General features: G+C 72.2%; 9 protein-coding genes. 2 read left to right on the top strand and 7 right to left on the bottom strand.

Features of this window, described 5'->3' with window-relative positions; genetic code table 11:
- Positions 1-423: 423 nt before the first annotated feature.
- The 5 genes from CFP65_RS02885 to CFP65_RS02865 all read right to left on the bottom strand — a co-directional run bounded on the left by CFP65_RS02885 (position 424) and on the right by CFP65_RS02865 (position 7191).
- Positions 424-1548 carry an aminotransferase class V-fold PLP-dependent enzyme gene (locus CFP65_RS02885; RefSeq protein WP_104814598.1) on the bottom strand — a complete coding sequence of 375 codons (1125 nt, stop codon included), beginning with the start codon at positions 1546-1548 and terminating at the stop codon, positions 424-426.
- Positions 1549-1565: 17 nt separating this feature from the next.
- Positions 1566-2789, bottom strand: coding sequence for an MFS transporter (locus CFP65_RS02880; protein ID WP_104814597.1), 1224 nt, complete (start codon positions 2787-2789; stop codon positions 1566-1568).
- 118 nt (positions 2790-2907) lie between these two features.
- Positions 2908-3681 (bottom strand): helical backbone metal receptor, encoded by a 774-nt coding sequence (locus CFP65_RS02875; protein WP_104814596.1) that lies wholly within the window; start codon positions 3679-3681, stop codon positions 2908-2910.
- 76 nt (positions 3682-3757) lie between these two features.
- A complete protein-coding gene (locus CFP65_RS02870) occupies positions 3758-4162 on the bottom strand; it encodes a hypothetical protein (RefSeq protein ID WP_104814595.1) in 405 nt (134 codons plus the stop codon).
- Positions 4105-7191, bottom strand: a complete 3087-nt coding sequence (locus CFP65_RS02865) for an NACHT domain-containing protein (RefSeq protein ID WP_104814594.1) — start codon at positions 7189-7191, stop codon at positions 4105-4107. The genes CFP65_RS02870 and CFP65_RS02865 overlap by 58 nt, the downstream gene beginning before the upstream one ends.
- Before the next feature lie 175 nt (positions 7192-7366).
- On the opposite strand from CFP65_RS02865, the gene CFP65_RS02860 reads away from it, so the two are divergent.
- Entirely contained in the window at positions 7367-7957 is a 591-nt protein-coding gene (locus CFP65_RS02860) for a helix-turn-helix transcriptional regulator (protein ID WP_104814593.1), read from the top strand.
- A complete protein-coding gene (locus tag CFP65_RS02855; protein WP_104814592.1) occupies positions 7957-8919 on the top strand; it encodes an MBL fold metallo-hydrolase in 963 nt (320 codons plus the stop codon). The genes CFP65_RS02860 and CFP65_RS02855 overlap by 1 nt, the downstream gene beginning before the upstream one ends.
- 62 nt (positions 8920-8981) lie before the next feature.
- On the opposite strand, the gene CFP65_RS02850 is transcribed toward CFP65_RS02855, so the two are convergent.
- Positions 8982-13298 (bottom strand): discoidin domain-containing protein, encoded by a 4317-nt coding sequence (locus tag CFP65_RS02850; RefSeq protein ID WP_104814591.1) that lies wholly within the window; start codon positions 13296-13298, stop codon positions 8982-8984.
- 315 nt (positions 13299-13613) lie between these two features.
- Complete coding sequence (locus CFP65_RS02845; RefSeq protein ID WP_104814590.1) at positions 13614-14627, bottom strand: LacI family DNA-binding transcriptional regulator; 1014 nt, start codon at positions 14625-14627, stop codon at positions 13614-13616.
- Between the last annotated feature and the right edge of the window lie 67 nt (positions 14628-14694).

Below are 14694 nucleotides of genomic sequence, written 5' to 3'. Positions count from 1 at the left end.
TGACTGAACTCCCAGCGGCTCACGGCGTCATTCCCATCGTCTCGGAGATTGGCGAAACGCCCGGCGGCCGGAGAGCCGCCGGGCGCATCTGCGGTGCCGCGGATCAGGCCGCGTCATCCATCAGACAGGTCCAACAGTCGGCCGCACCGGTCGTGATCTCGACCTCGTCGGCGAGGGATTCCCAGGACTCGTAAGCCATGGTGTGACTCCTTTCGATGAAAGCGCGAACAATCGGAGCGAATCAGGCCGCGTCGTCGACCAGGCAGGTCCAGCAGTCGGCCGAACCCGTGGTGACCTCGACCTCGTCGGTCAGCATCTCCCAGGACTCGTACGCCATTTCGCAACTCCCTTCGGTGAATTCGTCGGCCGCCGATTGTCGGCGGCAGCGCGGTGAGGGGAACGTATGACAACCCGTCAGGGCCGTCAAGGCTTGATTTCCTTCATCGTCAGAAGGAAGAGATCTATTTCCTCGTCGGTCGTCCAATAATGCGGGGAGACCCGCACCAGGCCGGCCGGAACGGATACCTGTACGCCGGAGTGTGCCAGCGCGGCCACCAGCTCCGCACTGTCCACTTCTGGACACGAGAAGCTCACGATCCCGGAATTCGAGGGGCAGTCGGGGCCGGTGGAGGGGGTGGCCGCGGTGAGGCCGAGCTCCGCCAGGCCCTGGCGGAGCCGCTGGGCGTGGGCGAGCACCCGGGGCGCCACCGTGTCGAGGCCGAGCTCGGCCAGCTCGGCCAGGGTGGCGGCCAGGCCGACCATGCCCACCAGGTCGTACATGCCGCCCTCGACCCGGGCCGCGGCCGGCCGTTCGGGCAGCTGGTAGCTGAGCGGGCCCGGGCCCTTGGTGAGTTCGGCCGCGCCCTCGAAGCCGTACCAGCCGGTCGGGGTGGAGCGCAGCAGCTCCAGGCGGTCGGCCCGGCAGTAGAAGACGCCGGTGCCGGTGGGGCCGCCGAGCCACTTGTGCGCGCCGGCCGCGAGGAAGTCGACCGGGGTCGCGGTGAGGTCGAGCGGGAGGGCCCCGAGGCTCTGCACGGCGTCCACGCTGACCAGGGCGCCGACCTCGGCGGCCAGCGCGCAGACGGCCGCCAGGTCGATCCGGAAGCCGGTGGCGAAGTTGACGTGGCTGACGGCGATCAGGCGGGTAGCCGGCGTGAGCACGGCCGCCAGGTCCTCCAGCCGGTGGCCGCCCTCGCGCATCGGCACCCAGTCGAACTCCACGCCCTGGCGGGCGAGTCGGAGCCAGGGCCGGACGTTGGCGGGGAAGTCCCGGTCGAAGAGCACCACCCGGTCGCCCGGCCGCCAGTCCAGGCCGTCGGCCACCAGGTGCACGCCGGTGGAGGTGTTCGGGACGAAGGCGATCTCCGCCGGGGAGCGGTTCAGCAGCCCGGCCATGGTGCGGCGGGCCGCGTTGCGGGCCCAGAAGACCTGGCCCAACTCGACGCTGCCGTAGGGCATCACCTCCTCCAGTGCGGTCCGCATCGCGCTCAGCGCGGGCGGCCGCAGCCGGCCGAAGCCGGCGTGGTCGAGGTAGGCGCGGTCGGTCATGCGGCCCTCCAGCAGGGCTAATCGGGAGTCGGTCCGGCGGTGCGGGAGCGGAGGGTGGCCCAGGCGGCCACCAGGAGCGGGACGCCGTGCAGCAGCAGGACCCACTCGGGGAGCCAATTCGGCTGCAGCACGAGACTGGTGGCGAGCAGGCCGGCCATGAAGCCGGCGTTGACCACGATCTGGCCGAAGCCGAAGGCCCGGCCGCGGCGGTCGTCCGGGAGGCGCTGCATGGCCTGCTTGTAGGTGATCTCGCTGAGCGCGTCGCCGAGGCCGGCCAGCACGGCGGCGGCCAGCCTCGGCCACCAGCCGTCCAGCCAGAACACGCCGATGAACCCGGCCGACATCACCATGGTGGCCAGGCAGAACACCACCGGAGGATTGCGCTCGATCAGCCGCTTGGCCAGCGGACGGAGCACGAAGCCGGCGAGCAGCAGCCCGGCGGCCCAGGAGCTCCAGACCGCGCCGGAGACCTCGGTGGGCGACTCCGGTCGCAACTGGCCGCCCAGGATGGGCAGTCCGACGTGCTGGGAGGAGGAGCCGAAGGCGTCCAGACCGCGCAGTACCACCAGCACGGCAAGCCCGGCGCCGACCAGCAGCGGCCAGGCCCCGGCGGCCTGCCGGCCGGCCCGGCCCGGGCCGTCCACCTCGCGCATCCGCAGCCGCAGGGCGGTGAGCACGAGGGCGGAGAGCACGTAACTGCCCGCGTCCAGCGCGAAAACGCCCCGGTATCCGATCAGCGGCACCAGCACGGTGGCCAGGCCCATGCCGATCACGAAGGCCACGCCCTTGAGCCCGGCCAGCACGCTGTTGACCGTCTGGGTGCGCTCCCCGGCCAGCACCGGGGTGGCGGCCGAGAGGGTGGCCTCGAAGACCGACCGGCCCGCCCCGACCAGCGCCACCGCCGCGTACAGCCACCAGTTCTGGGCGCCGTCCGGCAGCAGGGCCAGCAGCCCGAGCATCCCGGCCCGGACCAGGTCGGCGCCGATCATCACCTGCCGCCGGTCCCAGCGGTCGCCGTAGCGGTGCCCGAGCCGGCCGCCGGCGATCGCCCCCGCGTACAGGGCGGTGCTCAACAGGCCGGTGGCCAGGGCGGAGTGGCTGCGCTCCCAGACGAAGACGGAGAGGCAGATGAAATCGAGCGCGTAACCGATGTCCGAGACGGTCTTGGCGGTCAGGAAGACGGCCAGATCGCGACGGGTGGCGGCGGCTCGGGTCGCGGGGTGGTCGTCGGTGCGGCTCACCGCTTCAGGTTGGCAGTGGGAGATCCACTTGGACAGGGGGTGACGCCGTCATGAATTTGCAACATGCTGACAGGCACCCGCTGTTGCCGAACCGGTGGAGCGGACCGTATCGCTCCGGTCAGCCCGCCACGGCCAGTTGGCCGGCCAGCACGGCGGGTGCCTCGGCCAGGGAGGGCCCGTACCAGGTGAGGTGGCGGCCGCTCACCAGGGCGCAGGGCAGCTCGGGGAAGGACTCCGGGCCGTCCTCGCCGGTGAAGCGGTACGGCTCGTCCGGCAGCACCACCAGTTCGGGCCGGGCGGCGAGGAGTTCGGGCAGCGGGATGGCGGGGTAGCGCTCGGCGTGGTCGGCGTGGATCAGCTCCACGCCGAGCCGGGCCAGCAGGTCGCCCGCGAAGGTGTCCCGGCCGAGCACCATCCAGGGCCGCCGCCAGATCGGGGCCACGGCCCGGATCGGCGCCGCCGCACTGGTGAACTGCCAGGCCTGGGCGGCGGCCTCGAGCCAGTCGGGCCGGGTGAGCCGGCAGGCGGTGGTGAGCAGGCGCTCCAGCGAGCGGATCGCCTGCGGCAGCGAGCGCACGTCGGTGACCCAGACCGGCAGGCCGGCCGCCCGCAGCGCGGCCAGGTCCACTGCCCGGTTCTCCTCCTGGTTGGCCAGCACCAGATCCGGGGCCAGCGCGGCGATCCGGGCCGGGTCGGGGTTCTTGGTGCCGCCGATCCGGGCCACCGCGAGCTCGGCCGGGTGCGAGCACCAGTCGGTGGCGCCGACCAGCAGTTCGGGCTCGGTGGCGGCGATCGCCTCGGTGAGCGAGGGCACCAGCGACACCACCCGGCGGACGGCGCCCAGCCGGACGGGCGAGCCCAGATCGTCGAGTTCGGTACGAAGCGTGGTCACGGGCTCCACCGTAGCCGGGGCCCGGGTAGACCGTCAGTACGCGTTCAGGTCGAGTACGAGAGCCCCGGAGGAGGGCTCAGGGGTCGGGCAGGTGCCGGGGCAGCGCCACGTCCTCGGGGGGCAGGTCACGGGCGCGGCGGCCCATCTGGTCCCAGAACCGGCGCAGTTCGGCGACCGGAGTGCGGCGCTGCCAGCGCGCCTTGCGGCGCAGCCGCAGGTGCAGCCAGGCCCAGGGGCGCCAACGGCCGAGCAGGCCGCGCTGGTTCATGCAGAACACCTCACCGAGCTCGACCCGCAGGTCGGGCATCTTCGGCGGGCAGGGACAGAACTCGAAGGGGTACTGGGGTGCGCAGTTGGTGCCTGGCGGCACCGTGCCGGGGCGGGTGATCCGCCGGGTCGGGTCCAGTGCGGTGCGGTGCCTGGTCAGGCAGGGCGGCAGCTCGGCCGGGATGGCCTGGTCGCGCTCCAGCCGACGGTACATCTCCCTCGGGCGGTCGGCCCGTTCGGTGAGCATGATGAGCAGGGTGACGTCGGCGAGCAGCTGCTGGGCCGCCGGGTCCAGGGTGCTCCAACCGGTGGAGGGGGCGATCCAGAGGTTGTGCTGGCGCGGCTCGGCGAGCAGGCTGGGCGCGGAGCCGACCTGGGAGGCCACCACCGCCTCGTCCAGCCAGATGAACCGCTCCGGCCGCCTGGTCTGCAGGGCCCGCACGGCCAGCTGTCCGGCCGCCGCAACCAGCGGTGTTCCCTTTCCCCGTCCGGGAGTTGCAGCCAGCGGCGGACCTGCCCTGCCGGGTCGGCGCCGTGCCCGTGCATCGGGTACTCCTGGGCCACGTCGTCCGGCAGGGCCCAGAGGGTGAGCGCGTGCAGCAGGGTGAGCCGGGTGAACCAGAACCGGGTGGACCGCAGCAGCTCCCAGGCCTGTTCGGCCAGGAACTCCCGCGCCTGCCCCCGATCGCCTGGCCGGCAGCGGCAGTTGGCGGCGTGCTTGAAGCCGTGCGCGAGTGCCACCTCGATCCCGCGCAGCTCGCCACGGAGGCTCTGGCCGCGGCCGGTGCGGCGGTTGTTGGCGACGATGCCCTGCACCCAGTGCTCCAGGTCCGGGTACGGGGTGCCCTGGTGCTGGGTGAGCGCGGCCGAGTCGACCAGCAGCGGGATCACCCGGGCGGCGATGGTGTGGTGGTTGAAGCTCATCAGCTCCTCGGCGGCCTCGGCGCGCTCGCGGCCGGCCTCCCGCAGGGCCTGGGCGCCCCGGAGCCTGGTCTGCTCCTTGCGCCTGCCGCGCTCGCCGTCGCCCGGGATCGGATCCCGCGACGGGGGAGCGGCGGCCAGGGTGAACGGGGGCTGCGGAGCGGGATCCTCCCAGTGGTGCAGGCGCTCCGGGAGCGCCTCGTACGCCGTCCGGCCGCCGAGGCCGATCTCCTGGGCGACGGCGATCCGGACCCGGTAGGTGAGCTCCGCCGCGCCGATCCCGAACAGTGCCTCGTACGCCCCGCCGCCGTCGTCCGGGGCAGCCCGCCGGGCCGCGGTGCCCAGCCGGTGCACGACGGAGAGCTTTGCCGCGCGGAGCCGCCGGGGGTCGCGTTCGCGCAGGCGCGGCCAGGCCTTGACGAGCGCCTCCACGACGGGGCCGGGGCGCGGCCGCCGGTCGACGCTGTCGATGTCGAGCGCGGCGCCGTAGAGGTCCAGCAGCTTGGCGTGCGAGACCTGGCCCTGGCCGACGGCGGAGACGCGGCTCGACGGCCGGAGCAGTCCCGACAGGGCCTGGCCGGTGAGCAGGTCGACGAGGCGGACGACGGGGCAGGTGGGTCTGCGCGTGACGGTGCAGGTGCAGCGGGCCTCCCGGGTGGCGGAGCGGCTGTGGAGGACGAGGGCGAGCAGCAGCTCCCGGTTCGGATTGCGCAGCGCGTCCGGGAAGTAGGAGTCCCGGCCCGGCGGGGCGACGAGCACCTTGCCGATCACCCGCGAGCCCAGGTAGGCCTGCACGATGCTGTGCTGGAAGCGGATGCACCTGCCGTACTCCTCGACCAGCCCGAGGCGGGTGGCCCAGGTCGCGGCGAGGCGGACGTCCAGCGGGGTGTGCGGCTTGCGCCGGGCGCGCTCGAGGTAGGTGAGAAGCGGCTGGTACGGGCCGGGGGCGGCGTCCCGCGGCGGCTCCAGTCGGTCGAGGCAGACCTCCGCGCTGTCCTGGTGCAGGCCGATGCAGGCGAGGACGGACATGTAGTCGACGGTGAGCCGGCGGTCCTCGCGGTCGATCGGCAGCTCGGGGTGGAGGTGGTCGTCGATCAAGGCCTGGATCCAGGCCTCCAGGAGGTCGAACTTGAGCTCCCAGCTGTCGTGGCCGTCCTCGTCGTCGCTGACCCAGACGCTCTCCAGCAGGTCGTGGTCGTAGAGGTCCTTGGCGATCTGCAGGTAGAGCGGGGCGTCGGTGACGCCGGCGATCTCGACGATCCGGTCGAGGCGGCGGCGGTCGGAGCGCCAGCCGCTGTCGGAGGCGATGTAGTCGAGGGCGGATTCCTCGCTCAGCGGCTCCAGCTCGGTGACGGCGGCCTCCATCGCGCGCAGCGGGTCGTGCGGCCGGGAGGTGATCACCAGGGGCAGCCGGGCCTCTCCGGCCTTGCGGATCGCCTTGCGGATGACGTTGTCGCGGTCGGCCGTGCGGTCGGGGCCGCTGAGTGCCTCCTCCAGGCCGTCGGCCAGCACGACGATCTTGTCCTGGCGGCGGAGCCGGCGCCAGATCCGGTCGGTCTCGGCCAGGGAGTGGGTGCGGGGCTCGACGATGCGGGAGAAGTGCTCGAAGGCGAGCTTGCCGAAGTCCAGCTCCTGCTGGGCGTCGCGCAGCCGGATCGGCACCGGGAAGGCGCCCTTGCGCGCGAGCATGCCGGTGAGACGGACCACCAGCGCGGTCTTGCCGGTGCCGATCGCGCCGACCACCACGTGCGGGCGGCGGGCCCGGGCGTCGCGGAGGTTGTCCATCAGGGCGGTGCAGAGCTGGTCGCGGCCGACCACCCGGCCCATGAAGCTGCCGGCCGACTCCACCAGCGCGCGGGGCTCGTGGCGGGCCCGGCGGGTGTAGTAGCGGCGCACCGAGCGCATCGCGAGGGTGAGGAAGACGGCGCTGGCCAGGGCGGCGGTGAGCACGGGGAGCACGACGCTGTTGGCCACGCCGCAGGAGTAGGAATCCTTGGCGCAGCTGTGGTCCGGGTCGAGCCCCCAGGGGTGGCTGAGCGACTGGAGGCCGAAGACCCCGGCCAGCGCGCGGAGGAACCAGAAGAGCAGGGCCAGCGCGAACAGCCAGGTGACGGCGGTGCCGATGACGCTGCCGAGCGGCGGCCACCAGTGCTTGGCGTGGACGGTGCCCCGGCTCAGCAGCCAGCGGGTGCGGATCCGGCGCCCGGCCGTGACGGCCGGGCGGCGCAGGGTGGCCCAGAAGCGGCGTACCCCACCCGCTGCCGGGAGCTCGGGCGGACGGGCTCGCGGCCGTGAGCGGCGGGGGTCGGGTGTGCCGGGCATGGTCCAACGTCCTTCCCTCCCAGGCTAGGCACGGGCGCGCGGGGGTCGCCAGTCCGTGCCGATCGGTCTCCGACTCGGCCTTGGGGGTGGTCGTCGAGGCGCTGTGCGAGGCGATGTCCGGGCAGATGTCAAAGAAAGCGTTGACATCTGCGAAAGCCAAAGTAGTCTTTGATACATGAGGTTGAGCGATCCGAAGGCGATCAGGGCGCTGGCCCATCCCGTCCGACTCGATCTGATCGAGGCACTCGGTGGGATGGGGGTGGCGACGGCGGCGCAGTGCGGGCGGGCGATCGGGGTGTCGCAGGCCAGTTGCTCGTTCCACCTGCGGCAGTTGGCCAAGTACGGCTTCGTGGAGGACGCGGGGCCGGGGCAGGACAGGCGGGAGCGGCTCTGGCGGGTGGCCGATCGGCAGATCGGGCTCGGGGCGGCCGAGGAGGTCGATCCGGCCGTCACCCGGGAGCTGAGCCGGGCCGTGGTGGAACGGGAGTTCGCGCGGGTGCTGGATTGGGTGGAGCGGGCGCCGGCGGAGCCGGTGCCGTGGCGGGAGACCGCGCGGGGTATGGCGGCCACCGTGCGGGTGACGGCCGCCGAGGCGGCCGAGATCAAGGCGGCCTGGCACCGCGCCCTGGAGCCGTACCTGGCCCGGGAAGCCGAGCAGGCAGCGCAGGCCGGGGAGTCGGCGGACGGGCGCCGGGTGGTGCGGTACTTCATGGCGGCTTCGCCGCAGGCGGACATTAATGATCAAGGCGATCAGGGGGAGAACTGATGGATACTCAGCAGCACGGCACCGAGCTGGACTACGTGACCGGAGCGCCGGTGGTCGGTGATCTCGCCGTGCGGTGGCAGCACGGCCTCCGCTCGCCGAAGAGCGGCGGCGAGGCGCTGATCCAGGTGCACGCGTACGACGAGCACACCTACCTGCTCCGGCAGAGCAAGACGGTGAGCTTCGAAGCCCCGTTCCTCTTCCTGCTGTTCGGGAACGAGCGCGCGCTGCTGCTGGACACCGGCGCGACGGCCGATCCGGAGCGCTTCCCGCTGCGGGCCACCGTGGACGGGCTGATCGACCGGTGGCTGGCCGAGCACCCGCGCGAGGGCTACGAGTTGGTGATCGCCCACACCCACGGGCACGGCGACCACGTGGCCGCCGACGGCCAGTTCGCCGACCGGCCGCGGACCACCGTGGTGGCCCGGGAGGCCGAGGCGGCGCAGGAGTTTTTCGGCTTCACGGACTGGCCCGGGCAGACGGTGGGCTTCGACCTGGGCGGCCGGGTGCTCGACGTGTTCGGCTCGCCGGGTCACCACCAGGCCGCGATCACCTGCTACGACCGCTGGACCGGGCTGCTGTTGACCGGTGACACGGTCTACCCGGGCCGGCTCTACGCCGCCGACTTCCCCGCCTTCGTGGCGACCCTGGACCGGATGGTGGAGTTCGCCGAGGCGCACCCGGTCAGCCATGTGCTGGGCTGCCACGTCGAGATGTCGGACCGCCCCGGCAAGGACTATCCGATCGGTGCCTCGTACCAACCGCGCGAGCTGCCGCTTGAGCTGACGGTCGATCAGCTGCGGGAGGTGCGCGCTGCCGCACGGGCGGTGGCCGACCGGCCAGGCGTGCACCGGTACGACTTCTTCGTGCTCTACAACGGCAAGTGCACCGCCGGTCAACTCCGGCTGCTGGCCCGTGGCTTGACGCACAAGGCGGCGTACGCGGTGCGAGGTCTGTTCGGCTGAGCGCGCGCAGACGGCGACGGCCCCCGCCCGCTTCGCGGAGGGGGCCGTCGTGGTGCGGCGGGTTACGGGTTGACGGTGATGTTGAAGGTCGAGGTGGTGTTCTTGATGTCGGTGTCGTTGTTGTTCTCGACCAGGTGGTTGAAGGTGACGGAGCCGACGGCCGGGCCCTGGCCGGGCTCGGGCATCGGGTTGGCCCAGATGCCGTAGCCGGACTTGCCGGTGCCGTAGGCGTCGTTGGTGGCGTGGGCGCCGGTGATGGTGGTGTTGGTGAAGACCGTGTCGGTCACCGGGTTGAGCGCGGTGGAGCCGGAGTAGTCGGTCTGGAACATGATGCCGCTGTAGGTCGGGTCGGTGATGGTCGCGTCACTGACCCGGATGCCCTGGAACGGCTGGGTGGCCGAGAAGGCCCAGATGGCGCCGAAGACCTGGCTGCCCCAGAAGTGGCCGCCGTCCCGGGCGAGCGAGAAGTTGCGGATCACGGTCTGCGGGGTGGACTCGAAGCCCTCGAAGGCGAAGCCGAAGTTGAGCGAGGAGACGGTCAGGCCCGAGTAGCAGAGCGTGTCGGAGACGGTGAAGTTCTGGATCGTGTTGCCACCGCCGCCGTAGATCGCCACGCCGGCCGCGCGCCAGGGCGCGATCGCGGTGACGTTCTGGATGGTGTTGTTCATGAGCTTGCTGCCCGGGTTCTGGTCCTGGGCGGCGAACAGCGCGAAGCTGTCGTCACCGGTCGAGCGGGCCTCGTCGTTGGAGATCAGGTTGCCCTGGCTGCCGTTGGTGAGGTTGATGCCGTCGGCCATGGTGTCGCGGATCCGCATGTTGGTGAAGGTGGAGTTCTGCACGTTGGAGGAGCCCCACACGCCGACCACGTTGTGCTCGATCCAGACGTTGTCGATGGTGATGTTCGACTGGTTGCGCAGGTCCCAGGTGTGGCCGGGGCCGTCCTGGCGGGTGTTGTAGTTGCCGAACCAGGCGAAGCCGGTGAAGGTGGAGCCGCTCGCGCCGCTCTGCAGGTCCCAGCCGGTGTCGGTGTCGGTCATGGTCTGCGGGGCGATGAACTGGGTGTACCAGACGCCCGCGCCGACCACCTTGACGCCCTTGCCGTAGATGGTGAGGCGGCCGGTCACCGCGTACTGGCCGGCGGGCAGGTAGACGCCGGTGTACGTGCCGGTGGTGTCCATCCGCACCTTGTCCAGGGCGTTCTGCACGTCCTGCTGGCCGAAGCCGGCCGGGACGAGCAGGTGGGCCGGGTCGGGGTTGGCGGTGGGCGCGGTCTGCTCCAGGTTCATGAAGTCGATCGCGTACTGGGAGGTGTTGGCGCTGTCCTTCTTCAGCGTGAAGACGGTGCCGGTCGGGTACGACTGGCCGAGCAGGAAGCTGGACTCGTCGTAGACGTGCCGGGGCGAGCCGGCGGTCGGGCTCTTGCCGGGGCTGGTCTCGGAGCCGTACAGCCAGGCGTAGTGCGAGCTGAGGGCGAGCGGCTGCACCAACTGGCCGTTGGCGTAGAGGTCGAGGGTGGCGTTGGTGCCGCCGCCACCCGGGGCGTCCGGGATGGAGTAGCGGAGCACGAAGGTGTTGGTCGCCTCGCGCGAGGTCCAACTGACCGAGTCACCGGTGTTGTTCAGGGTGACGGCCTTGCGCTGGGTGGCCTCGCCGGCGAGGTCGCCGATGGTGCGGTTCGGGCCGACGGTGGCGGCCGCACCGCCGAGGGTGCCGTCGGTGGACTTATAGGAGTCGTAGGGCATGTTGGCGCCCTGGCCGACGAAGAGCGGGGTGTCGCTGGTCAAGTGCGGCTGCTTGACCGGGAGTTCGTTCGGATCGGCGGCGATCACCAGGTGCCCGGTGTACTTGCCGTTCACCGCGGGCCAGCTGCCGAGGCTGACCGGGGCCGCGGTGGCGCCGGCCGCGATGGCGCCGTTCACCGAGCCGGTGAGGGTGGTCACGGTGGCGCCGGTGGAGTCGAGCAGCTTGAGGGTCACGCCGTGGGCGCCGGAGGTGGTGGCGATGGTGCCCTGGTTCTTGACCGTCGCGGTGAAGGTGACGATGCTGCCGGCGGCCGGGGTGCTCGGCGTCCAGCTGAGCGCGCCGACCAGGTCGGCGGACTGGACGGGGCTGACCACCAGGGCGGTCGGGTTGGTCACGCTCTGGTCAGCGGTGAGGTTGAAGTTCTTCTTCGACTCGTCGACCTTGACGGTGAGTTGGTAGGAGCCCGCGTTCTGGGTGCCGATCGGGGCCGAGACGGTCTGGGTCGCGCCGGGGGCGAGCGCCCCCACGGTGGTGGAGCCGACCTTGGTGCTGCCCAGGTAGAAGTTGACGTCGGTGCCGACCGAGGCGGCGGTGCCGCCGTTCTTCACCACGGCGGAGGCCGTCACCGCGTCGGTCTCGGTGGGCGCGGCGGGCGACCAGGAGCTGGAGGCGATGGTGAGGTCGGGGTTGGGGGCGGGGGTGCCGTAGACCTCCAGCTCGCCCACCTGGCCGCCGGGGGCACCGGAGTTGGTGGTGATCGAGAGCTGCACGTCGGCCACCCGGCCGCTGACCGGGATGGTCACGGTGTTCTGGTTGGCGCCGGGGTCGAAGGTGTAGGAGGCGGCCGGCACCAGGGTGGTGAGGCCGGTGGCGTTCTGCTCGCGGCCGAGCACCGCGATGGTCTGGGTGCGGGTGGACCAGGAGGCGGCCGGGTTCACCTTCACCTTGACGGAGCTGAGATCGGCGTCGGCGCCCAGGTGCACGGTGAGCTGCGAGGGGTAGGAGGCGCCCTCGAAGTAGGTGGTCGGGTCGCCGTCCACCGCGTTGGCCGGGGCGTAGACGTAGGTGTTGGCGGTGCCGTCCACCGCCTTGTGCAGGGCCAGGTTGGTGGCCGAGCCGCCGGAGCCGGTGCGGGTGACGGCGTTGGAGGCGGCGGATTCAAGACCGGCCGCGTTGGAGGCCGTCACGGCGTAGGAGACGGTGAGCGAGTCGTCCACGCTGTCGGTGTAGCTCAGGGTCGAGCCGCCGACGGCGGCGAGCTTGCCGCCGTTGCGGTACACGGTGTATCCGGTGACGCCCACCTGGTCCGAGGCGGCCGACCAGGTCAGCGCCACCTTGCCCGAACTCGGCTGGGTGTAGGCGAGGTTGCTCGGCGCGGTGGGCGGCGTGGCGGTGGCGCCGGTACGGGTCACGGTGTTGCTGTTCGCCGACTGGTTGCCCGCCGCGTCCCGGGCCCGGACGAAGTAGCTGACCGTGGCGGTGGCGGCCGGGGTGTCGGTGTAGCCGGTCGCGGTGGCGGGCACCGAGCTGAGCAGCGCGTTGTTGGCGTATACGTCGTACCCGGCGACCCCCGAGCTGCTGGAGGCCGTCCAGGTCAACTTGACCGCGCCGTTGGCGCCCTGGGTGTAGGCGAGGTTGGTGGGCGCGGCCGGCGGCTGGGTGGCGCCGGTCGGGCCGTAGACCTCGACGGAGCCGAGCTGGGCGGCCGGCCAGGCGGTGTTGGCGGTCACGTACAGCCGCACGTACCGGGTGACGGCCTGGCCGAAGGTGACGGTCACGGTGTTGCCGGTGGCCGGGTCGAAGGCGCGCCCGGCGGCGGCGGAGAGATCGGTGAAGCCCGTGCCGTCGGTGGAGCCCTGGACGGCGATGGTCTCCGTCCGGGCGTTCCAGGCGGTGGCGGGCGGCAGCTTGAGCACCACCTGGTCGACGGCCACGGAGGCGCCGAGGTCGACCTGGAGCCACTGCGGGAGGGCGTTGTCGGTGCTCTCCCAGTAGGTGCTCGGGTCGCCGTCCACCGCGTTGGCCGAGGTGTAGGCCTGGGTGTGGCCGCTCTCGGTGGTGGGGCGGTGCAGGGCCAGGTCGGTGGCCGAGGTGGCCGGGCCGTAGACCTCGAACTCGGCGAGCTGGCCGGCGCTCCAGCCGGTGTTGGCGGTGATGGCGACCCGGAGGTAACGGGCCGTCACCGTACCGAAGTTCAGCGAAACGGTGTTGTTCGAGGCCGGGTCGAAGGTGTACGCGGCCGAGGCCGTCACGGTGGCGAAGGTGGCGTTGTCGGTGGAGCCCTGGAGGGCGAGCGTCTGGGTGCGGGCGCCCCAGCCGGCGGGCAGCTTGAGCACCACCTGGCTGACGGCGGTGGGCGCGCCGAGGTCGATCTGGGCCCACTGCGGGAAGCTGCCGCCGGCGCTCTCCCAGTAGCTCGACTGCGAGCCGTCGTCGAGATTGGCCGCCGTGTACTGGCCGTTGGCGCTGGAGACGGTGGCGGCTCTGCCGAGCGCCAGGTTGGTGGCGGCGGCCGCCGCCGGTTGGGCGAGGCTCGCGCCGAGTGCCGGCAGGAGCAGGGCCAGCACGGCGACGAGCGCGGTGAGCGCCCGACCCGGCAGGCGGCGTGAGCGCGGTGATCTGAGCAGTGCCTTCATCGTCCCTCGGTTCCTGTGTGCGGATGCCGAGGCGAGCCGCCCCTGACCCGGGCTCCCTCGCTGGCGGCCGATGGTGGTCCACGCGCGCCGATTGCCGGTCGACTGACGTGGATTTCCAGAGCTTTGCCAGGAAGTTACAAGCGAGATTTCGGGGAGTCAATGGTTCCGGCAGCAGGAGGCGCCGAACCCGACCGGAACATGTCGGATCGGAGGGCGGGTGGTGGGTGGTCTGCCGGCTGCTGCACGGACGGGAATGCGACGGCTCCCCGGCACGCCCGGAGGTGCGGCGGGGAGCCGTTGGTGGATGACGGGTCGTCAGGCGGCGCTGGGCGCCGGTCCGGTGGAGCCGCGGACCACCAACTCGGGCTCGAACAGCAGCTCCTCGGCGGCCACGCTCGCGCCGTCGACCTGGCTCATCAGCAGGGTGACGGCCGCCCGGCCGAGCGCCTCGATCGGCTGGCGCACGGTGGTGAGCGGCGGCTCGGTGCAGTTCATGAACGCCGAGTCGTCGAAGCCGACCACCGAGACCTCGCCCGGCACGGCCAGGCCGGCGCGGCGGGCGGCCCGGATCGCGCCGAGCGCGAGCGGGTCGCTGCCGCAGACGATGCCGGTGACCCCGGCCCGGATCATCCGGGTAGCGGCGGCGTGCCCGCCCTCCAGGGCGAAGAAGGCGTGCGCGATCCAGTCCGGCTCGGGGGTGCGGCCGAGCCGCTCGTACTGGCGGCGGAAGGAGGCCAGTTTGCGCTGCGAGGGCACGTGGTCGGCGGGGCCGACGATCATGCCGATCCGGTCGTGGCCGAGCGCCGCGAGGTGGCCGAAGGCCTGCTCGACGGCCACGGCGTCGTCGGTGGAGACCTGCGGGAAGCCCAGGTGCTCGACGGCCGCGTTGAACAGCACCACCGGGATGCCGCGCTCGCGCAGCCGGTCGTAGTGCTCGTGCGGGGCCTCCACCTCGGCGAAGTGCCCGCCGGCGAACACCACGCCGGAGACCTGCTGTTCGAGCAGCATGCTGACGTAGTCGGCCTCGGAGAGCCCGCCGGCCGTCCGGGTGCAGAGCACCGGGGTGAAGCCGCGCTGGGCCAGCGCGCCGCCGACCACCTCGGCGAGCGCCGGGAAGATCGGGTTCTGCAGCTCGGGCAGCACCAGGCCGATCAGCCGGGCGCGCTCCCCGCGCAGCTGGGTGGGCCGCTCGTACCCGAGCACGTCGAGGGCGGCGAGCACCGCGTTGCGGGTGGTCTCGGAGACGCCGGGGCGCCCGTTGAGCACCCGGCTCACGGTGGCCTCGCTGACGCCGACCTTCTGTGCCACCTCGGCGAGTCTGCTCTTCATGTCGCAAGAGTAGAGCAGCTGTACGCAAGTAGCTGCAAGAAATTGACGGCTCATGGCGAGGGCGCTG

Origin of the sequence: Kitasatospora sp. MMS16-BH015 (assembly GCF_002943525.1) — a bacterium.
Lineage (GTDB): Bacteria > Actinomycetota > Actinomycetes > Streptomycetales > Streptomycetaceae > Kitasatospora.
This window is presented reverse-complemented; position numbering and strand designations above follow the sequence as displayed.

Bases quoted from the DNA above. Each gene is read 5' to 3' on its own strand.
- CFP65_RS02885 (WP_104814598.1), bottom strand. From the start codon at position 1,548: ATGACCGACCGCGCCTACCTCGACCACGCCGGCTTCGGCCGGCTGCGG.
- CFP65_RS02870 (WP_104814595.1), bottom strand. From the start codon at position 4,162: ATGTACCGTCGGCTGGAGCGCGACCAGGCCATCCCGGCCGAGCTGCCG.
- CFP65_RS02865 (WP_104814594.1), bottom strand. From the start codon at position 7,191: ATGCCCGGCACACCCGACCCCCGCCGCTCACGGCCGCGAGCCCGTCCG.
- CFP65_RS02860 (WP_104814593.1), top strand. From the start codon at position 7,367: ATGAGGTTGAGCGATCCGAAGGCGATCAGGGCGCTGGCCCATCCCGTC.
- CFP65_RS02855 (WP_104814592.1), top strand. From the start codon at position 7,957: ATGGATACTCAGCAGCACGGCACCGAGCTGGACTACGTGACCGGAGCG.
- CFP65_RS02850 (WP_104814591.1), bottom strand. From the start codon at position 13,298: ATGAAGGCACTGCTCAGATCACCGCGCTCACGCCGCCTGCCGGGTCGG.
- CFP65_RS02845 (WP_104814590.1), bottom strand. From the start codon at position 14,627: ATGAAGAGCAGACTCGCCGAGGTGGCACAGAAGGTCGGCGTCAGCGAG.